The 22908-nt window shown below is 44.5% G+C and carries 14 protein-coding genes; all 14 read left to right on the top strand.

What is annotated here, in order from left to right; genetic code table 11:
- Nucleotides 1-10 precede the first annotated feature (10 nt).
- The 14 genes from BUC07_RS16820 to BUC07_RS16750 all read left to right on the top strand — a co-directional run bounded on the left by BUC07_RS16820 (nt 11) and on the right by BUC07_RS16750 (nt 22855).
- Nucleotides 11-1711, top strand: a complete 1701-nt coding sequence (locus tag BUC07_RS16820) for a RagB/SusD family nutrient uptake outer membrane protein (protein WP_073172322.1) — start codon at nt 11-13, stop codon at nt 1709-1711.
- Nucleotides 1712-1831: 120 nt separating this feature from the next.
- Nucleotides 1832-3253 carry a glycoside hydrolase family 125 protein gene (locus BUC07_RS16815; protein WP_073172316.1) on the top strand — a complete coding sequence of 474 codons (1422 nt, stop codon included), beginning with the start codon at nt 1832-1834 and terminating at the stop codon, nt 3251-3253.
- Between the two features lie 106 nt (nt 3254-3359).
- On the top strand, nt 3360-5171 hold the full coding sequence (locus BUC07_RS16810; RefSeq protein ID WP_073172313.1) for a glycoside hydrolase family 2 protein: 1812 nt from the start codon (nt 3360-3362) through the stop codon (nt 5169-5171).
- Nucleotides 5172-5190: 19 nt separating this feature from the next.
- A complete protein-coding gene (locus tag BUC07_RS16805; RefSeq protein ID WP_073172310.1) occupies nt 5191-7185 on the top strand; it encodes a beta-L-arabinofuranosidase domain-containing protein in 1995 nt (664 codons plus the stop codon).
- A gap of 255 nt (nt 7186-7440) precedes the next feature.
- Nucleotides 7441-8778 carry a hypothetical protein gene (locus BUC07_RS16795; RefSeq protein ID WP_217652721.1) on the top strand — a complete coding sequence of 446 codons (1338 nt, stop codon included), beginning with the start codon at nt 7441-7443 and terminating at the stop codon, nt 8776-8778.
- Between the two features lies 1 nt (nt 8779).
- Complete coding sequence (locus BUC07_RS16790) at nt 8780-9757, top strand: glycoside hydrolase family 43 protein (protein WP_073172300.1); 978 nt, start codon at nt 8780-8782, stop codon at nt 9755-9757.
- A 21-nt stretch (nt 9758-9778) separates the two neighbouring features.
- Nucleotides 9779-11539, top strand: a complete 1761-nt coding sequence (locus BUC07_RS16785) for an exo-alpha-sialidase (protein WP_073172299.1) — start codon at nt 9779-9781, stop codon at nt 11537-11539.
- An 8-nt stretch (nt 11540-11547) separates the two neighbouring features.
- Entirely contained in the window at nt 11548-12564 is a 1017-nt protein-coding gene (locus BUC07_RS16780) for a family 43 glycosylhydrolase (RefSeq protein ID WP_175552558.1), read from the top strand.
- A gap of 127 nt (nt 12565-12691) precedes the next feature.
- Nucleotides 12692-13780, top strand: coding sequence for a glycoside hydrolase family 43 protein (locus tag BUC07_RS16775; RefSeq protein WP_073172297.1), 1089 nt, complete (start codon nt 12692-12694; stop codon nt 13778-13780).
- 108 nt (nt 13781-13888) lie between these two features.
- Nucleotides 13889-15940 carry a family 43 glycosylhydrolase gene (locus tag BUC07_RS16770; protein WP_083578315.1) on the top strand — a complete coding sequence of 684 codons (2052 nt, stop codon included), beginning with the start codon at nt 13889-13891 and terminating at the stop codon, nt 15938-15940.
- A 121-nt stretch (nt 15941-16061) separates the two neighbouring features.
- A complete protein-coding gene (locus tag BUC07_RS16765; RefSeq protein WP_073172295.1) occupies nt 16062-16655 on the top strand; it encodes an RNA polymerase sigma factor in 594 nt (197 codons plus the stop codon).
- A gap of 145 nt (nt 16656-16800) precedes the next feature.
- Nucleotides 16801-17991, top strand: a complete 1191-nt coding sequence (locus BUC07_RS16760) for a FecR family protein (protein ID WP_073172292.1) — start codon at nt 16801-16803, stop codon at nt 17989-17991.
- Between the two features lie 148 nt (nt 17992-18139).
- A complete protein-coding gene (locus tag BUC07_RS16755) occupies nt 18140-21307 on the top strand; it encodes a SusC/RagA family TonB-linked outer membrane protein (RefSeq protein WP_073172343.1) in 3168 nt (1055 codons plus the stop codon).
- Between the two features lie 18 nt (nt 21308-21325).
- Nucleotides 21326-22855 carry a RagB/SusD family nutrient uptake outer membrane protein gene (locus tag BUC07_RS16750; protein WP_073172290.1) on the top strand — a complete coding sequence of 510 codons (1530 nt, stop codon included), beginning with the start codon at nt 21326-21328 and terminating at the stop codon, nt 22853-22855.
- Nucleotides 22856-22908: the final 53 nt, after the last annotated feature.

Genomic DNA, 22908 nt, shown 5'->3' with positions numbered 1-22908 from the left:
GAATAGAAACATGAAGAAGAATAAATTAATATACCTGCTGCTGGTTTTTATATTGGCAGCTCCATCCTGCACTAATCTGGATGAAGAAGTATTTGATACGTTAACAGCCGATAGTTACTATCAGGATAAAAACTCAATTGTCGCTGCTCTTGTTCGTCCTTACGAACATGGCCACTGGTGTGGCTGGGACGGCGACCGCTGGATTACTCAGGAACTTTCTGCCGACCAGTTTGTGTGGGCTCAAAAAGGTAAACATGGCTGGGATGGCGGCCAGTGGGTTCGCATGCATCGCCACGAATGGACTGATGACGAAGGTGTGGTTTACGGAGCATGGATTGGACCTTACCAGGGAATTGCACAGTGTAACCAGTTTATTGAAGATTTTACAGCGCTCAATTATCCTGATTTTAACCTCACTGAAGCTGACAAAGCACAACACATTGGCGAACTCAGAACTTTGAGGGCCTGGTTTTACCTGTTCCTGATCGATTACTTCAGGGAAATTCCCATTGTAACCGAAGTTGGGCAGGTTGTTGGTCAGTCAAGCGCCACCGAAGCATTCGAGTTTATTGAAAAAGAATTGAAAGAATCGCTCCCTGGCTTGCCTCAAAACGGAAGAGCCGGACGTTGGGATCAGGGAGGTGCTGCTGCACTTCTTGTAAGACTCTATATGAACGCCGAAGTGTGGACGGGAACTCCACGTTACGATGATGCAGCAAAATATGCACAGGAAATTATCGATGGGCAGTATGGCGATTACCAGATTGACCCGGACTACAGAGGCCCGTTTCGCTCAGGCGTAAACGGTTACCGTTCTCCTGAGAATATCATGGAATTTCCACACGCCAAAAACATTTACGAATTTGGCTGGATGTATAATGCTATGATGCACTATCAGCAACGGTACTCACTGGATAACGACTGGGGCGGATGGAATGGAATTACCTTGTCACCATCGCGCGACCTGGAAGGTGAAATTTATGATTACAAACTTGGTAACCCCTATGAAAAATTCAGCGATGGCGATTTCAGAAAAAAGCCTTTCCGTACAACTAATAAAGAAGGTGGATATGAAGGATTTTTCCTCATTGGCCAGCAGTACGAATTTGATTATGAAAAAGGGTATGGTTTCGATAGCACAAAAATGATTCTCGGAACCGAAGAATATAACGGCGAACCGCTGAATTATGTCGATCAGGTTGGTCGTTTCTCTGAAAAGCCTGATGGAAGATGGAATGAAGGTTCTAAAGTAACTACCGGAGAAGAAAACAGTGGAGTTCGGTTTATTAAATTCCCGTGGCTGCCCATGACGTATGATCTTTTCCATACCAATTCAGCCACCGAAATTCGCCTCGCTGAAATGTATTATGCACTTGCTGAATGCAAATACCGCGATGGCGATAAACAAGGCGCAGCCGAATTACTCGACGCAGTGAGAGAAAGAAACTTCCCCGATGAAATGTGGGCCGAAGAAAGTTACGCAAATAATATTGAAAAACTCGATGATGATGAATTTGTGGATGAACTGGGTCGCGAATTTATTGGCGAGCGTCACCGCCGCACCGATCTGATCCGCTGGAATCGTTTTGGTAATGAATGGTGGGACAAAACTGCCGACAGTCAGGACAAAACTGTTTATCCGATTCCATCGAGGGCATTAAATGCCAACCCATTATTGGAACCTAATCAAGGCAATACTCAAGCCAACTAAAGTTAATTTTTTAATTAATTTATCTGTTTTAGTAAAAGCGCCGCCAAAATTTGGTGGCGCTTTTCTATTTTTTGCATTTTTAAATTTTAATTTCAGGTTTTACACTATAACAAACATTAAATGACAACAAGAAGAGATTTTCTGAAAAAAGGAACATTAACCACTGCCGGACTTGCAGTGGCTGGTTCAGGAAGTTTATGGGCAACTACCATGAGCAAACAATACACTTCAAATCGTCCCGCTGTAAGCGAAAGAAATTTTACCTCGGAGGCAGTGGAGGAAACCATTAAAACCACGAAAGCCAAACTAAAAGATCCAAAACTGGCGTGGATGTTTGAAAACTGTTTCCCCAATACGTTGGACACTACAGTTGAACACGGTACCAAAAACGGGAAACCCGATACTTTTGTAATTACCGGCGATATTCATGCCATGTGGCTGCGTGATTCCACCGCACAGGTTTGGCCCTATTTGCCGCTGGTAAATAACGATGAGAAATTAAAAACACTAATTGCAGGTCTGGTCAACAGGCAAACGCAATGCGTACTGCTCGATCCGTATGCCAATGCGTTTAACAAAGAGTTGGTTGACGGGGAGTGGAAAGACGACCATACGGACATGAAATCCGGCCTGCACGAACGCAAATGGGAAATCGATTCGCTTTGTTACACGGTTCGCCTCGCATACAATTACTGGAAAACTTCCGGCGATACTTCTGTTTTCGACGGCGACTGGCAAAAAGCTGCTGCCGCCATTGTGGAAACATTTAAAACCCAGCAGCGCAAAAACGGACCGGGGCCTTACAAATTTCAGCGCGAAACCACACGCCAGCTCGATACTTTATCGAACGGGGGCTACGGCCGTCCGCTAAATCCTGTGGGATTGATCAACTCCTCGTTCCGTCCTTCCGACGATGCTTCGACCTACGGATTTCTAATCCCATCGAATCTGTTTACCGTCGTCTCGCTCAGGCAACTGGCCGAAATCAGCACTGAGGTAACTGGCGATACCACCTTTGCTGAAAAATGCCAGGCTTTGGCTGATGAAGTAAATAACGCTATTCAGCAATACGCCATTGTGAAACATCCGCGCCATGGAAAAGTATATGCCTACGAAGTGGATGGTTTTGGCAATTTTACTTTTATGGACGATGCCAATATTCCAAGCCTGCTGGCTTTGCCTTATTTGGATGCTGTAGATAAAAACGACAGCATTTATAAAAACACGAGAGACCTAATCTGGAGCCAGGACAATCCCTACTTTTTTAAAGGGAAAGCTGCCGAAGGAATTGGCGGGCCACACGTGGGTTATGATATGATTTGGCCAATGAGCATCATTATGCGGGCAATGACCAGTACCGACGATAAAGAAATAGCGTGGTGTGTAAAAACATTGCGCGATACCGATGCCGGGACCGGTTTTATGCACGAATCATTTCATAAAGATGATCCTGAAAATTTTTCGCGTTCATGGTTTGCCTGGGCCAATACACTTTTTGGAGAACTAATTCTGAAATTGGTTACTGAAGGAAAATTATCGTAAATATATTGTAGTCTGTTTAATTAAACAAAGTAGGGTAAATTTTCCTCCAGCAGTGAAAAGTTTATTGTTAAATTTGTGAAAATTTAAATTTTAAAAATAATTTCAAATGAAGAAAAGTCTGACAATCGTTTTGCTTCTGGCAATTACAAATTTTGTAAATGCACAAACCTGGCAACCTGCCGGTGACAAAATTACAACCCAATGGGCCGAAGAAATTGACCCGGCCAATCCGCTGCCCGAATACCCACGTCCGCAAATGGAACGCAGCGAGTGGCTCAATCTTAATGGGTTGTGGAACTATGCTATCGTTGAAAGGGGCAGCAGTGTACCCGCTGCATTCGACGGGGAAATCCTCGTACCGTACGCCATCGAGTCGAGTCTTTCAGGCGTGCAGAAACGTGTGGGTGAAAACAATGAATTGTGGTACGAAACCACATTCTCGGTTCCTTCCGACTGGAAAAGGAAAGATGTAGTTTTGAATTTCGGTGCTGTGGACTGGAAAGCCGATGTGTGGGTGAACGACATAAAAGTAGGTTCGCACAAAGGAGGCTACACACCGTTCAGTTTCAATATCACACCTTTTCTTGAAAACGGGGAGCAAAAACTGACGGTGAAAGTTTGGGATCCTACCGACAGGGGCTACCAGCCGCGCGGGAAACAAATCAACGATCCGCACGGAATCTGGTACACACCGGTTACCGGAATCTGGCAAACAGTTTGGATTGAGCCGGTGGAAGAAGCTTACATTACCCAACTGAAAACCGTTCCGAATATCGACGGCGAAAATATTTCTGTAGTAGCTGCCACCAAAGGAACTTCGGCTACCGATATTATCGAAGTGAAAGTGCTTGAAAACGGAAATGTGGTTGGCACCGGCAAAGCAGTTGCCGGAAATGAAGTGCTGGTAAGTGTGCCAAACGCCAAATTGTGGAGCCCCGAATCGCCGTTTTTGTACGATTTGGAAGTTGCAGTTTTACAAGACGGAGAACCCGTTGACGAAGTGAAAAGCTATGTGGGAATGCGCAAAATTTCCACCTCGCGCGATGAGAATGGCGTGATTCGTATGCAGCTTAATAATAAAGACTACTTCCATTTCGGCCCGCTCGATCAGGGATGGTGGCCCGACGGATTGTACACTGCACCCACCGACGAAGCCCTGTTGTACGACATTCAAAAAACCAAAGATTTCGGTTTCAATATGATTCGTAAACACGTGAAAGTGGAACCGGCGCGCTGGTACTACCACTGCGACCGCGAAGGAATCCTGGTTTGGCAGGACATGCCCAACGGCGACCGCTCGCCGCAATGGCAAATGCGCAACTTTTTCGATGGAAAAGAACTGGAGAGAAGTGCCGAATCGGAAGAAAACTACCGCCGCGAATGGAAAGAAATCATGGACCTCTGCTACTCCAATCCGAGTGTGGTGGTGTGGGTACCGTTTAACGAAGCCTGGGGGCAGTTTAAAACCGAAGAAATTGTGGAATGGACAAAAGATTATGATCCTTCACGGCTTGTAAATTCGGCCAGCGGCGGTAACCATTACGAAGTGGGCGACATTCTGGATATGCACAATTATCCGAATCCGGTAATGGGATTGTACCATTCTGAAATGGTAAACGTGCTGGGCGAATACGGAGGTATTGGACTGGCAAAAGAGGGCCACTTGTGGGAAACCGGCCGCAACTGGGGTTATGTGCAGTACAAAACTTCGCAGGAAGCCACCGATGCCTACATTGAAATGGCGGAACGGTTAAAAGAATTGATTCCGAATGGATACTCCGGTGCGGTTTATACACAAACTACCGATGTGGAATCAGAAGTAAACGGCCTGATGACTTACGACCGCAAAGTGATTAAAATGATTGAGGACCAGATTAGAAAAGTGAATCAGGAAATTTCCAACTTTTTTAATGATTAACTATTAGTAAACCAATACGATGAGAATAACAAGCCTGATACTTACATTTATTTTACTGAGCCTGGTTTCTTTTTCAAAAGAGAACAGGAACTCACATTACATAACCAACAAAAAACCATTGGTAGCGCAGCCCTACACTGCGCTACCCCTGGGTTCTATTCAGCCGCAGGGCATGTTGCTTGAAATGTTGGAAGTGCAGCGCGACGGGCTTACCGGAAACATCGACAGTGTGTACAGCGTGGTTTGTGGCCCCAACAACGGCTGGCTCGGTGGAACTGGCGATGGCTGGGAACGTGGCCCTTACTGGCTCGACGGACTGGTGCCGCTGGCTTATATTCTGGATGATGAAAAGCTGAAAGCCAAAGCGCAGGAATGGATTGAGTGGAGCATTGAAAATCAGCGTGAAGATGGTTACTTCGGTCCGCGGCCACTGCCCGAAGGTTACGAACGAATTCCGGGAACACAACAGGGAAATCGCGAAGATTGGTGGCCTAAAATGGTGATGCTCAAAATACTACAACAATATTATTCGGCAACAGAAGATGAACGTGTCATCGATTTGATGACCGACTATTTCAAATACCAGTATAAAATGCTTCCGCAATATCCGCTCGGTCACTGGACATTCTGGGGCAACCGGCGCGGTGCCGACAACCTGGCGGTGGTTTACTGGCTCTACAACATAACCGGCGAAAAGTTTTTGCTTGATTTAGCTGAAATTATTCATGAACAAACTTTTGAATGGACCGAAATTTATTCGGGCGACCGCATCCGGAGGCTCAATCCGCTGCCTGGTTTGCACTGTGTGAATGTGGCGCAGGGACTCAAAGCACCTGTTGTTTATTATCAGCAGCATCCGGAGCAAAAATACTTAGATGCGGTGAAAGACGGCTTGACTGCTCTCAGGGAAAGTCATGGTTTTGTAAATGGCATGTACGGTGGCGATGAACCGCTGCACGGAAACAACCCCACTCAGGGATCCGAGCTTTGTTCGGCAATTGAAATGATGTTCAGTTTTGAAACCATTTTGCCGGTAACGGGCGACATCTATTATGCCGATTACCTGGAAAAAGTAGCCTACAATGTGCTGCCAACTCAACACAACGACGATTTTACACGCAAACAATATTTTCAGCAGGCCAACCAGGTGCTGATTACAGACGAAGTCCGTAATTTTTTCCAGGATAACCACGGACGGATTGTTTACGGAACCACAACGGGTTACCCGTGTTGCCTGACCAACATGCACCAGGGATGGCCCAAGTTTGTGCAAAACCTCTGGTACGCCTCGGCCGATAACGGAATTGCCGCAATGGTTTACGGCCCGTCAAAAGTAACCGCAAAAGTGGGCGATGGGGAAGAAGTGACCATCACCGAGCAAACAAACTACCCGTTTGATGAGGAAATTCAGTTTACAGTTGAAGCTTCAAAAAATACCTCGTTTCCGTTTCACCTGCGTATTCCGCAATGGTGCGAAAACTATTCGCTTACAATAAACGGTGAAGAAGTTGCTGCCAATGCCGAAAATAACATTGTTGTGTTGAACCGTGAATGGAATACGGGGGATGTAGTGAAATTGCAGCTCGATATGGATTTCAGGTACAGCAACTGGTACGAAAATTCACTGGGAATTGAACGCGGTCCGCTTGTTTACGCGCTGAAAATTGATGAGGAGTGGCGCGAAATCACCAAAAAAGAGTACGACGATACCTATTTTGAAGTGTATCCGAAATCGCCCTGGAATTATGCCATTCTGCGCAGCGAAATTGAAAACAATAATTTACAGGTTGAAATGAAAGAGGAAGTGGCGGATTATCCGTGGAACCTTGCCAACGCGCCCATCTCGGTGAAAGTAAAAGCGCAGCGTTTACCCGACTGGAAAATTGAAAGAGGTTCAGCGGGAGACATCCCGGTTCGTCCTGAAAACTGGAATGTAACAACTTTTGTGGAGGAAGTGGAACTTATACCTTATGGTTGCACCACTCTGCGAATTTCGGAGTTTCCGGTGAGGTGATAAAACAAATGTAACTCATCAGTTTATTCAAGTATGATAAACATTGAAAAAAGGAGCAAAAACAGGTCCAACCTTCAGGTTGGGGTAAAAAAAATAACGTTCCTACTTAGGATTTTTGAAAAATTTGTAAGATACAAAATACAAATTTTTCAAAAATCCGGGGTTTCAATCATACATCCGCTACTACCCAGCCTGAAGGCCGGGCCTGTTTTTATTGCCTCTCGCTGAATTCAATAAAACAAATAAATTTTTAGTGTGAAGTATCTGGTTTTTCTTTTCGTTTTTACATCATTCAGCTTCCTGTTTTGTCCTAAAAGTCAGTCACAAAATGCTGAAATAAAACAGGTGCAGGCTGTTGGTGCCAGCGAGTTTTTAAACAGCATCGGTGTTTGTTCCAGCATCACCGGGCGGGGCGAAACTTTGCAGGGAACCATTGATGCACTGGAATACACCGGAATCCGGTTTATCCGATGCGGGCTCGAAGACGACATCTCAACCGCCGATATGATTGAACTGCATCGGAAAACAGGTGCTAAAATAGTGTACGGACTGCTTAGTGGCGGTACCGATATCGACCGGCTGATAAGGGAAGCGCGTGAGCTGACAGAAGCCGGCGCGCTGCTTGCCATCGAGGGTAACAACGAACCCAACAACTGGGGCGTGGCTTACCAGGGCGAAAAAGGCGGTGAAAATCATTCGTGGCTTCCGGTTGCCAGGCTGCAGCGCGATTTGTACAAATCTGTTAAAAGCGATCCGGTGTTGAAAAATATTCCGGTTTGGAATATTTCGGAAAGCGGCGCCCAAACTGATAATGCAGGATTGCAATTTCTGATCATTCCTGAAAATGCCGGTACATTGATGCCAGTCGGCACACAATATGCCGATTTTGCCAATTGCCACAACTACATCACACATCCCTCGTGGTCCGGATTGCACGACAACCAAACGTGGTTAAGTGCCGCTCCCGGTCCCGAATGCCCGGTGGACGGTCTGCATGGCAACTATGGAAAAACCTGGGGAAAGGGGTTTGATGGCTATTCCGAAAAAGAATTGCAGGATTTGCCACGGGTGACCACCGAAACCGGAATTGCCGCTAAAGGTGAAATTACGGAAGAAATTCAGGCCCGCCTGTTTCTGAATTTATACTTATCGCAGTTCAAACGCGGTTGGAGTTATACTTCCGTATATTTGTTGAGAACCCGTTCGAATGAGCCTGCGCACGAATCTTATGCATTTTATAAAATGGACTATTCGCCCAAACAGGCCGCGCATTATCTGCACAATTTAACAACTATCCTGGAGGACAACGGAACAATTTCAAAACCAGGAAAATTGAGGTTTTCTATTAAAAATCGTTCTGAAACTGTCCACGATTTGCTGTTGCAAAAAAGTAATGGAAAGTTTTTTCTGGTTTTATGGGGCGAATGGTTTACCGGAGGCACCGATAAAATTACCGTGCAGCTTGACCGCATATTTTCATCTGTAAAAATCTATGACCCAACACATGGGGAAAGTCCGGTTATGCGCTTGAGCGAAGCCCGGGAAATTACATTCTTTTTAAGCAATCATCCTTTAATTATCGAATTACAATAAAATGGCCAATTACAAAGTCTCTTCAATTTTTATATTTTTTATGTTGATGCTTGTCTGTAGCAACATGAGTTGTGTGGCAGATGAAAAACAGGAAAATAATTCTTCGCAGAAAATCCCTTTTGGCGATCCGTTTATCGTTCTTCACGAAGGTAAATATTACGCTTACGGAACTCATGGCACCGATGGAATTGAAGTGTATGTTTCCGATGATTTGCACACCTGGCGCGGTCCGGTGGGGGTAAAAAACGGCCTGGCCCTGCACAAGGACGATGTGTGGGCCAACCGCTGGTTCTGGGCTCCGGAAATCTATTTTGTAAACGGCAAATTTTACATGTACTATTCAGCCGATGAACACATTTGCGTGGCAACTTCCGATTCACCGTTGGGGCCATTCACACAAAAAGTGAAAAAATCGATGATCGAAAATGAAAAAGCCATCGACAATTCCCTGTTTATCGATGGCGACGGAACACCCTATTTGTTTTTCGACCGGTTCAACGACGGGCTGAATATTTGGGTGGCCGAACTGGAAGAGAATCTGCTGGAAATCAAACCCGGAACCATGCACAAGTGCATTAATGTTTCGCAGGAATGGGAAGAGGTGTGGCCGCGCGTGAACGAAGGGCCTTTTGTTATTAAACGCAACGGGAAGTACTTTATGACCTATTCGGCCAACAGTTACGAAAGTCCGTTTTACGGAATAGGGTTGGCCACGGCCGACAAAATTACCGGGCCCTGGGAAAAGTATGAAAATAATCCCGTCTGGCAGAAGCCGGGTGATTTGGTAGGGGTGGGGCACAGCGCTTTTTTTACCGACAAGGAAGGCAACTTGTGCATTGTTTTTCATGCTCACAACAGCAAGGAAAATATCCATCCGCGAAATATGTACATCAGCACGGTAACTTTTGAAGAAGTTAACGGGGAAGAGATTATAAAGATTGACGAAAACTTTTTTGCACCTGTTTTGGTGGAAGACTAGGAACCCAAAATTTAAGAATACATGAAGCTGTCCATAAAATTTTTATTCATTTCGCTGGTACTTCCCTGGTTGGGATGCAGTAACCCGGATTCCGGAAACCCGGCTTTCCCGGCCGACAAAGGCCAATCGGTTGATGGACTCCGAATTGCCTGGGATTACAGTTCGATGCAAAAACTGGCACCTGCGGGGGGCCGAAAACTAAACTGGGTGGGTTATCCCCGCGTACGCAGACTTCAGGATGGTTCGGTTATGGCCGTTTACGAAACAGGCAGCGACGTGGAAATGGTGTGGAGCTTCGACAATGGCAAAACCTGGCAGGAACCTGAAATTCTTTTTGAAACATTGCAGGCGGAAAATGAAAATGGCACTTCAACCGATGTTCGTATGGCCAATCCGGAATTGATTCAACTTCAAAACGGTGATTTGGTTGTGGCATGTAATTACCGGCCCGTCAAAGCCGAAATCACCCCGTTTGCCATTGCGGTAAAACGCAGTACTGATAATGGGGAAACCTGGACTGAAAGCCAAATCATTTACGAGGCAGAACCCCGATTTTCCGACGGTTGCTGGGAGCCCACCTTTCTGCAACTACCCAACGGTGAATTGCAGGTCTATTTTGCCAATGAAGCGCCTTACACCCATTCCGATGAACAGGAGATTTCCGTGATTTCATCACAGGACAATGGGGCTACCTGGAACAAAAATATAAAAACCGTCAGCTTTCGGGAAAACCGGCGCGACGGAATGCCGGCTCCGCTGCTGGTTGACGATGAAATTCTGGTGGCTGTTGAAGACAATAAAATCGGGCAGTTCAAACCCTACATCGTGCGCACTTCAATTTCAGATAATTGGAGCATGCCGGTGCTGGCCAACTCCCCGAACCGCGAATACGCCCTGATAGACAGTTTACCCGACGAAATTTACGCAGGTGCTCCTTATCTTCTCCGAGTTCCTTCGGGCGAAGTGGTGCTTTCGTATCAAACCACTTCCGGGCGCACGCCCGACTGGGAAATGTCCACGCTCGAAGTGGCCATTGGCGACAAAAAAGGGCGCAACTTTGAAAAACTTACCCGGCCATTTGATGTGCCGTTAGACCGGGAAGCCAAATGGAATTCCATTTCAATGTGGGATGAAAACACCGTTGTGGCTGCGGCAACCACCAGTTTTCGCAGTCCAAACTGCGAGGTGTGGATAATCCTCGGTCACCTGATTCCCGAACTGAAAGTTCCACAGAAATCAGTAAAAGTAGATGGAGATTTATCGGAATGGGAAGAAAAATTCCCCGTTTTTATTGGCAGCAAAAGTGAAACAAATCTGGCTGGCGCGTTGGGCTACGACGAGCAAAATCTCTATTTTTGCGCGACAGTGAAGGATGATAAATTGTTTTACAACACCCAACAGCCCCTTAACAGCGATGGCATGATTTTCTATATCGATGCCGGAAATTATAGCATGGCAGAACCTGACCAGGGGGTGTTCAAAATAGAGTGCAGTTACAAAGAGGATTTGAAAGTTTGGGAAGGAGATAATGGCGATTGGAATGAAATTTCTTCAGAAAAACTGACCTTGAAAACTTCGGACAAAAAATCCGGGTATCAACTTGAAATGGCAGTGCCGTTTTCTTCTCTGAAAAAAAAGGACAAGTCTGATATACGATTTTCCGTGGGATTAATTGATTATCAGAGAGGAAAATTGAAAAATATTGAACACATCGTTCATTCAGTGCCTGAATCTTCGAACACCTGGTTGAAGGCAGAATTTTTAAATAAAAAAAATGAATAATGCATAAAATGAAAATATTAAAATTGATTTTAGTCGCACTTTTGCTATCGCAGGTAACCCTTGCCTGTGATAACAATAAAAATGCGACAGAAAATAATACAGATGAAAATGAAGTTTATCAAAACCCGGTTGTCCCTAAGAGTTTGCCCGACCCGACAATTGTTAAGGCAGAAGACGGTTTTTTCTATCTTTATGCCACTGAGGATATCCGCAACACACCCATTCATAAATCGAAAGATTTGGTGAACTGGGAATTTGTCGGCACTGCTTTTACCAATGAAACCCGGCCCGATTTTGAACCCGATGGCGGGTTGTGGGCACCCGACATCAATTACATCGACGGGAAATATGTACTCTACTATTCCATGTCGGTTTGGGGTGGCGAGTGGACCTGCGGAATCGGCGTGGCTACCAGCGATTCGCCTGAAGGCCCGTTTACCGACCATGGCAAACTGTTCCGCAGCAACGAAATTGAAGTGCAAAATTCCATCGACCCGTTTTACATCGAAGAAGACGGAAAACATTATCTGTTCTGGGGAAGTTTCCGGGGCATTTATGTCATTGAATTGACCAGCGACGGGCTTTCCCTGGAGCCGGATGCCGAAAAGCAGCAGATTGCCGGAACGGCTTACGAAGGAACCTACATTCACAAAAAAGACGGCTGGTATTATATGTTTGCCTCCATCGGTTCCTGCTGCGAAGGGGTAAACAGCACCTACACAACAGTAGTGGGGCGTTCCGAAAATCTTTTCGGGCCATATAAAAACAAAGCCGGCCAAAATATGATGGAAAATCACCACGAAGTGATTATTCACAAAAACGAACGGTTCGTGGGTACCGGCCACAATTCTGAAATTGTAAAAGACGATGCCGGAAGCGACTGGATTTTTTACCACGCTGTGGACAAAAACAATCCGCAGGGCAGGGTACTCATGCTCGATGAAGTGCAGTGGCAAAACGGCTGGCCGTATGTGGATGGAAATTCACCGAGTAATGTGAAGAAGGTGCCGGTATTTAATGAATAAAAATTTTATATCGTTAACGCTTTCAAGTCTATAGACGTTGACAGGTTAAAAGTTACAGACTTGTCAGCGTGCAGAGCACCTGACAACGTCAATATAATAGAAGTTCAGAATTAATTGATATTTTAAAATGAAAGCAAAACAATTTTTCGGCCTGATGGCAGCTACACTTTTTCTTTTAAGCTGCAGTCAAAACAAACAGGAACTGCAGTTTGATAACCCACTTCCCGTCGAGTTTGGCGACCCTTATATTTTAAAAGCATCCGACGGAATGTACTACATGGTCGGCACCGGCGGCGTAAAAGACGGGTTCAAAATGTACTCGTCAACCGATTTAAAGGAATGGAACGATGAAGGCCGCATTTACCAGGGAAACACAGATTCTTCGTGGTGCGTAGCCAATTTCTGGGCACCGGAGTTGTACGAACATAATGGCAAATTTTACCTGTTTTACAGCGCCGACTGGCGCGAAAACCCAACCAACGAGCTGGAAAATTTCCTGATTGGAGTGGCGGTTTCCAATAGTCCAACCGGCCCTTATACTGACCTTTATAATCGACCCATTTTCGATCCCGGTTACCCGATTATCGATGCCAATCTATGGTTTGAAGACGATCGGGTTTACCTGTATTATTCCAGGGCCTGCTATAAACATCCGGTGGAAAGCGAACTGGCCGATTGGGCGCGTAATGAAGGATTGTTCGAAGAAATTGAGGAGAGCTGGATTTACGGCGTGGAACTGAAATCCGATTTCTCGGATGTTATTGGCGAGCCGCAATTGCTGCTCCGGCCACCTGTTTCAATGGATGATGAACAAGCCGAGTGGGAGAGCCGCTCGGTTACCTCCGGCGAAGTAAACCGCCGCTGGACTGAAGGTTCCTACATTTTCAAAAAGAACGATGTATATTATATGATGTATTCAGCTAACTTTTACGGAGGGGAACATTATGCTGTTGGATACGCCACAGCAGACCATCCGCTGGGGCCGTTTACAAAAGCGCACAATAATCCCGTGCTTGAGAAAAATACAGAACAAGGTGGAATCGTTACCGGAACCGGGCACAATTCAATAACCTGGTCGCCCGATGGCAAAGAAATGTTATGTGTTTATCACGGCTATACTTCTGAAACCGGCAAAAACCGCGTGGTATTTATCGACCACATGGAAGTGCTCGACGACGGAACACTAATGGTGCACGGGCCAACCACTTCGGAATAAATTCGAAGGTTCCAACTATCCAACGATTTCGAACTGTCGAACTATTGAACAATATCCTTTGCGTGAAAAAACAATTCAGAATTTAATAATTACAGATACATTCAAAAAATGAAAAACTTAGTACTCACATCAATTATCCTTTTATTTATCCTGTTAAATTCTTGCAGTAAATCAGTGTCAGAACCACAAACCGACTGGAGCGCCATTGCCGATACCACCAGCCGGGCGTTGGTTGAAAACTACTGGAACGCAGACGAAAAACGGTTCAATTACCAAAACGACGGACAAAGCACCGAGTTTCATTACTGGCCGCAGGCACATGCTTTGGATGTGATGCTGGACGCGTATTCCCGCACCGGCGACGAATTTTACCTTACGCATATTCACGATTGGTTTGAAGGCGTTCCGGTACAAAACGGCGGCGATTTTTTGAACCGCTACATCGATGATATGGAGTGGAACGTGATTGCCATGCTCCGTGCTTACCAGCTCACCGGCGACGAAAAGTTCATGAATGCCACAGAAGTGGTTTGGGAGGACATCAAAGCGCATTGGAGCGATATTGCCGGCGGCGGACTGATGTGGGAAAAAGAAGACCCCTATGGCAAAAACGCCTGTTCCAACGGACCCGCAGCTATTTTTGCCGCACGTCTTTTCCGCGAGAAAAAGAATTTCGATGACCTTGAATGGGCCAAAAAGATTTATCACTGGGAACGTGAAACGCTTTTCGATGAAGAAACCGGCGCCATCTGGGACAACATCAGGGAAACCGATGATGGATTGAAAATCAATAAAGACTGGATTTTTACCTACAACCAGGGAACGTTTATCGGTGCTGCCGTGGAGTTGTTCGATCTGACTAACGATTCAATTTACCTGCAGGATGCCATTAAAGCCACCGATTATACATTAAATGAACTCACCACAGCCGATGGAATTTTGAAAAGTGAAGGTGATCACGATGGCGGGTTATTTAAGGGGATTTTTATCCGCTATTTTACGCAACTGATTCAGCACCATGCTTTGCCCCGAGAGAAAAAACAGGAGTACTTGGATTTTCTGTTTCTTAACGCGCAAACACTTTGGAATGAAGGAACCGACAAGGAACGGATGTTATTTGGCCCTTACTGGAAAACAAAACCCGAAGGCGCTGTTGACCTGACTATTCATCTGAGCGCTGCCATGCTGATGGAAGCTGCAGCCAAATTGTCTTCGGCAGGTTTTTCGCAGGGAATGGCAGTTTCTGATTTCGAAGTCTGGTCGGGCAACCCGGTGTTTGAAGGCTGGTATGCCGACCCCGAAGTGATTGTTTACGACAACAAATACTGGATTTATCCTACCTATTCAGCCCCGTACGAAGAGCAGGTGAAATTTGATTGTTTCTCGTCGGCTGACCTCGTGAGCTGGACGAAACATGAAAATATCATCGATACCACAGAAGTGCAGTGGGCGAACCGTGCCATGTGGGCACCGGGTGTTATTGAAAAGGATGGAAAATACTACTTCTTTTTTGCCGCCAACGATGTGCACCCCGGCGAAGTGGGCGGCATTGGCGTTTCCGTGGCCGACCAGCCGCAGGGCCCTTTCAAAGATTTGCTCGGGGAACCGCTTATCAACGAAAATGTAAACGGAGCGCAGCCCATCGATCAGTTTATATTTCATGATAAAGATGGCAGTTATTATATGTTTTACGGAGGATGGAGGCACTGTAACGTGGTAAAGCTGAACGACGATTTTACCGGAATTGAACCGCTTCCCAATGGCGAAATGTTTATGGAAGTAACGCCCGAGGGGTACGTGGAAGGCCCGGTAATGTTTATCCGAGACGGAAAGTACTATTTTATGTGGTCGGAAGGCGGCTGGACCGGCCCCAACTACAGTGTGGCTTATGCCATTGCCGACAGCCCGTTCGGGCCGTTTGAGCGGCAGGGAACGGTGTTGCAGCAGGATCCGCAAGTGGCTACCGGGGCAGGACATCACTCGGTTTTGAACATCCCCGGCACCGACGAGTATTATGCAGTGTATCACCGTCGCCCGCTTACCGAAACTTCACCACATCACCGTGTTACCTGTATCGACAAAATGGAGTTTGATGAGAACGGGAAAATTTTACCCATTGAAATTACAGACAGGGGGGTAACTACACAGGTTTTGAAATAAGCTAACTAACTGGTAACAAAGATCATTTTTTGTATCAATTAAAAGTTGTAAATTATTTACCTTGAAAAAAGTTGATTAGCTTTGTTACTACAGGATGAATCAAGACTGACCTAATTTGTGAATGGATACAACAGCCCGGAATAATCAATTGATTTGGGAGAGTTTTAAAGCAGGCAACAAAGAAGCTTTTGCACAATTGTACGATCAATATGTGCAGGTACTCTTCCGGTACGGAACAAAACTATGTCCAATCGATGATTTTGTGAAAGATGCCATTCAGGAGGTTTTTCTCGATTTATATCAAAAACGAAAAAAGAATGACACCAATCCACAAAACCTTAAATATTATCTGATTTTGGCGCTGAAACGAAACCTGATAAAAAAACTTCAACGCAAAAGAAAAGCAGTGGATGATGAAATCGATTTCGACTTGAAATTTGAACCGGTGTATAGCATTGAATCAATTATAATAGAAGAAGAGGAGGAAAAGGAATTACAATTTAAAATTAACGAAGCGGTTCGGCAACTTCCGGCCAGGCAAAAAGAAGCACTCTACCTTCGGTTCAATGAATCACTCGATTATACTGAAGTGGCACAACTTCTTGAAATTTCAGTTGAATCGGCCAGAAAACAGGTTTACAGGGCGTTGAAAACTTTGCGTGAAGACAAAAACGTAAATACTTTTGTTTTTATGACATTAATTCAAAAGGGATAAGTTTTCAAATATAGTAGCAGGTTAAAAAAATGATTTGATTATTGAGCTGAAATTCTGCGTGTTGCAATTATTTTCAAAAATAAACGAAATAATCTGTCCATATTTTTAGGTTTAATGTCCTTTTAGAAAGTACTAAACCAATAAAATGGAGAATATCAGCAAATATCTTGAGGATAAGAAATTCATAGAGTGGGTGTTTAATCCTGATGAAACCCTTGACAACTGGTGGAGCTCGTTTAAAATTGACAATCCCCACGAAAAAGAAAACATCATTCTGGCAAAGAATATTATTAACTCCCTGCGAACAAATGATAAAGAGCTATCGGAAAATGAAAAGATTCTCCTGTTTTCACAAATTCTCAAGCAGGTGGAAGATAATCAGCAATCGGCCCGAAAAGTTAGAATTTTTGGCACACTGCTAAAATACGCCGCAGTAGCGCTGGTCTTTTTCCTGATTGGTGCACTGCTTTTTTATAAACAGGATAATTTTAGTCCCCAGTTTTATACCCAGCAATTAGCTGAGCCTGATGCCAGCGAAACTGCCCGGCTCATCAGACCCGGAGCTGAAGATATTCAACTCGAAGAACAAAAATCTTTTATTGAATACCGAGACGACGGCAGTGTAATGGTGAATAACACGGTTGCAGGCTCCAACCAACATCACCCCCAAAAAGCACCTGAAATGAACCAGTTGGTTATTCCGTATGGTAAAACTTCTGAAATTATTTTGCCCGACGGAACAAAAGCATTTCTCAATGCAGGCAGCCGGTTGGTTTATCCCGAATTTTTTGTTGACAAAACCCGCGAGGTTTTTCTCGTTGGCGAAGCTTTTTTCGATGTGACACACGATGAAAACAACCCATTTATCGTTCAAACCACCGATGTGCGAATAAAAGTGCTGGGGACAAGTTTTAATGTTTCGGCATACCCGTCTGACAAAATAATTGAAACTGTTTTAACAAAAGGAAAAGTGATGCTCGAGCAAAACAGTACCCGTTTGTTTGACGAAAGTATTGAAATGGTTCCGGGCCAGTTGGCAGCATTTGACAAAACCAAACGCGAAGCAATCCTGAACAAGGTTGACATTGAAAACTACACCCTTTGGAAGGACGGACTTCTCAAATTTGAAAGCTCAGATTTAAGCCGGGTAATAAAAAAACTGGAACGATTTTATAATATTCGGTTTAGCTACCAGGATCCGTTTTTAGGAGGAATTGAAATTTCAGGGAAACTGGATCTTAACGAAAACCGCGATGAAGTGCTTGGTGTAGTTGCTTCAGCTGCATCGGTCAGAATTTTAAAAACAGGAGAAGATTTTTATAAGATTAAAAAATAAAAACCGGAAGGTGTTGCAGCACCTTTCCGGTTTAATAGTGTTAAAATTTTGGTAATGTTAAATTTAACAATTCAAATTTATGAAAAAAAGACGAGAATTGGATTTTCCCGACAGGGAGGATCGAAAACTTAATTTAAGTTTTAAGAAAATGAAATTAACTCTAGTTCTAACCTTGCTTGTGTTTGTCACTTTCGGGAACAGTTTTTCCCAGGGAAAACTTTCTGTGGAGTTTAAAAAAGCAACTATCCGGGAAGTGATTGAAACCATTGAAGATCAATCGGATTTCATCTTTTTGTATAAGGATGAAATATTCGATCAGAAAAAAAGGTATTCAATTGATTTTCATGAAGCTTCTTTCGACGAGGTGTTAAACTCAGTATGTGATGCAGCCGGAGTGGATTATGAAATCCGTAATGAACGGCAGATTATCCTTAAAGAACGGGAAAAATTGAAAGGAGCTGCAGCAACGGCTTTTCAGCAGCGAGGCATATCCGGTTTGGTAACCGACTCCGACGGGCAACCATTACCGGGTGTCACACTGGTGGTCAAAGGAACAACAACCGGAACTATAACCGATGGCGACGGCAGGTTTCAGCTCGAAATTCCTGAGGGTGCCGAAACGCTGGTTTTTTCATTTGTAGGAATGGAAAGGCAGGAGGTGCCGATTGAAGGGCGCACAACTTTCACCATTGTAATGGAAGAGGCCACAATTGGCATTGAAGAAGTTGTGGCAATTGGATATGGGACCCAGCAAAAACGCGAAGTGTCCGGGTCAATCAGCAATGTTTCCGAAGATGATTTTAACAAAGGGTTGACCCAGGATGCAGTGGATCTCCTGAAAGGTAAAGTAGCCGGACTTACAATTACAATGGGAAGCGGCGATGTAACAAGCGATCAAACAATCAGGTTGCGTGGTACATCCTCGTTAACAGGCAGCAGCCAGCCTTTTATTGTAATTGACGGCGTTCCGGGAATGAGTTTATCTTCGGTTGCTCCGCACGACATTGAGTCGATAAGTGTTTTAAAAGATGCTTCGGCAGCCGCTATTTATGGATCACGTTCGGCCAGCGGGGTAATTCTTGTAACCACCAAAAGTGGTAAGGTTGACCAAACCATGGTGGAGTATGATGGATATGTGGCTACAAGTACTGTAACCAATGTGCCCGATGTTTTAACAGCCGATGAATGGCGGAATTACGCTTCCGAAAATAATATTGATACCGAAGGGCTGGACCTTGGCGCAAATACCGATTGGTTTGATGAAATTATGCGCACCGGAATCAGCCAAAATCACAATATTTCGCTTTCAGGAGGTGGGAAAAGCAGTAATTACCGTGCTTCCATTTCTTACCTCGATCAGCAGGGAGTGGTGAATGACAACGAGATGGAACGTTATAATGCCCGGATAACCTTTAACCAAAAAGCATTGAACAACATGCTCGACATTACTTTTACCGGCGCAATGACACAACGAAATTATTCACCTACCGATACAAGAAATTTTGTGCTTGCCTATAATATGATACCTGTTGTTCCTGTTAAATTTGAAGATGGAACATGGTTCGATACACAGGAGTACGATCAGGGGAATCCGGTAAGAAACATTGAATTCAACAAAAGAGACAACAAATACAGCTTGTATTTCGGAAATATCAATGCCGAACTTACACTATTTGAAGGATTTACTGCTGGCATCAGGCTGCACAAAGAAAGAGAGACAAATGATTACGGACAGTTTTATGACTCAGATACTGAAAGAGGCCGCAATGACCAGGGATATGCACAGCGTGAATTCTGGACTGCTGATAAAGAGCTGCTTGAAACCACTCTGAATTATGAAAAGTCTTTTGACGACCATAAAATAACACTTTTAGGTGGTTACTCTTACGAGGATAATTATTACCAACAAGCAGGTGCACAAAACAGGCAGTTTGTTACTGATTTCTTTGGATATAATAATTTGCAGGCCGGTGAAAACCTGCGTCCTTCCGATGTGTGGTCCGAAAAAAATATGAACCGGTTGGTTTCATTTTTTGGAAGAGCAAGTTATAACTACCAGATGCGTTATATTTTAACACTTTCGCTCAGGAACGATGGTTCTTCAAAATTTGGTGCAAACCACAAATGGGCTACTTTCCCCTCTGTTTCGGCAGCATGGCGGATCAATGAAGAATCGTTTATGGCCGGTGCAACGTTCCTCGACGATTTAAAATTGCGCGTGGGCTATGGTGTTTCGGGTAACCAGGATGGTATCGACCCGTATAAATCGATGCAGCTTTACGGCACTTCAGGCCAGTACTACGATAACGGTAAATGGTACCGTGCCTATCAAATCAGCCAGAACGCCAACCCCGATTTAAAATGGGAAGAAACATCGATGTTCAACATCGGTTTGGATTACAACATTATGAACAGCCGCATTAGTGGTACCATTGAGTATTACGACAAGCGGACAAAAGATTTGCTTTATACTTACCAGGTTCCTGTTCCTCCCTTCCTTTATCCGGATATGCTCGCCAATGTGGGATCTATGTCAAATAAAGGAGTTGAATTTTTAATAAGCGGAGATATTATCAGGCAAAGGGATTTTCGCTGGAATGCTTCGTTGAATATGGCACACAATAAAAATGAAATAACCAAGCTGTCGAGCGATGAATATACCACAAGCGCTATAAAAACAGGTTCTGCATGGATTCGTGGCGGCTCGGATAACACAACCCATATTGTGGAAGAAGGACGTGAAGTAGGGACATTTTACGGTTGGCTGGCTTATGGCCTCGACGAAGACGGCATGTACATAATGGATGACATGATTGATGGTGAAGAAGGCCTGACTAACGACGACCGCACATATATCGGTTCTGCGCAGCCAAAACTCACCTACGGATTTTCAAATATCATTTCGTACAAAAACTGGGAACTCAACTTTTTCTTCCGCGGTGTTTACGGAAACGATTTGTTGAATTTCTCAAAAATGTCGTATGCTACTACCCAGTGGCTGCCTGGTGCAAATGTGTTGCACGATGCACTCACAATTGGCCTGGCCGATAATCCGAAGTACAACAGCTTCTACATTGAAAAAGGTTCTTTCCTCAAGCTCGATAATGCCAGCCTGAGCTACAGTTTCGATGTGTCGGGTATAAGCGAAATTCAAAAATTAAGGGTTTACGTCACCGGACAAAACCTGTTTACCATCACCAATTATACAGGTCTCGACCCCGAAGTGGAAATGGACGGACTCGACCCGGGTATTGAAGGACGTGAGTATTATCCTAAATCGAGGACCATTTCATTGGGTGTGAATCTTAGTTTTTAATCATTTAAATTTGAAATTATGAAACGAACAAAAATATTATCACTGATCTTCGTGCTTAGTTTATCCTTTATTTACCAGGGATGTACCGACCTCGAAGAAGAAGTTTACGACAAGCTGCCGGTTGATGAGTTTGGCCAAACCACAGATCAGATTAATTCACTTATAGCGCCAATTTACCGGACACTGAAAGGCGTATTTCCGTCCAATTATTTTTTGCTGAGTGAATGTTCATCCGATATGGCCATTACACCAACCCGAAAAGGTGGCGACTGGTGGGATGGCGGCCAGTTTAAAGAATTGCGCCTGCATACCTGGTCTCCTAATACCAGCCTGGTTACCGGCTCTTATAACTCGGCTATGGAAAGCATTTCGAGTTGCAATAAAATTTATGCAATGATTGATGAAAACCAAAGCATTGAAAATAAAGAACAGATACTTGCTGAAATCAGAGGAGTAAGGGCTTTTTGGTACTATCTTTTAATTGATTACTACGGAAATGTACCAATAGTAACTGATTTTAACGATACCTCTCTCCCGGCAACCAGTCCCAGAGCTGAAGTGTACCAGTTTGTTCTGGATGAGTTGAATGCAATTAAAGATATTGTAAGGGATGATGTTACACCTGCCAGTTACGGTAAAATTACAAAAGGTGTGGTTTACACCTTGCTGGCCAAAATGTACCTGAATGCCGAAGTCTGGAATCCTGGTGGTGGCTCCAAATGGCAGGAATGCGTCGATGCATGTAATGTAGTTATGGATTTGGATTATGTTATTGAACCAAATTTCAAAGCAAGTTTCGTGGTTCAGAATCAAAATTCCAAAGAAATAATTTTCCCGATAGTTTTCAGTACTGCTGATGGAGGAAATCACCTTCATTATCGTACTTTACATTACCTCGATCCTATTCCACTCAACCTGAATGTGGGAACCTGGAACGGAATTAGTGCAATGCCCGGTTATGTGAAAGCCTATGATGAGGCAGACAAAAGAGTTGACTGGTCGTTTTTAACCGGACCGATGTACGATACTAACGGTGATATTTTAATCACTGCCCATGGCCGGGAACTTATCCACACTGTCGATATCGAAATTGAATATAATATTGACGAAGACGGTTGGGGCCAGGTAGAGCAGGAAGATGGTGCACGTTGCTCAAAATGGGAATTTGAAAGCGGGCTGAATGGCGATATGGAAAATGATATGGCCATATTCCGACTGGCAGATGTGTATCTGATGAAAGCCGAAGCACTGGTACGCCTCGGGCAGGATAACGAGGAGGCTACGCGCCTGGTAAACGCTGTACGAAGAAGGGCATTCGATAGCGACGAAAAATTACTTTCGAGCGTAACGCTCGACGATGTTTATAATGAAAGACGCTACGAACTGGCCTGGGAAATTTACGGCCGTCAGGATATGATCAGGTTTGGAACATTTCTGGATGAAATTCCGGGCTGGAAACCGGAAACAAACGAAACCCGTTTGCTTTTCCCCATTCCGCAAACAGCGCTGGATGCCAATCCAAATCTTCAGCAAAACCCGGGTTATTAAATTTTCCAGGGGATGAATTAATTCGGAATAGCATATATTTATTGAATTTTGTT

The sequence above is a fragment of the Tangfeifania diversioriginum genome, from assembly GCF_900141875.1.
Lineage (GTDB): Bacteria > Bacteroidota > Bacteroidia > Bacteroidales > Prolixibacteraceae > Tangfeifania > Tangfeifania diversioriginum.
This window is presented reverse-complemented; position numbering and strand designations above follow the sequence as displayed.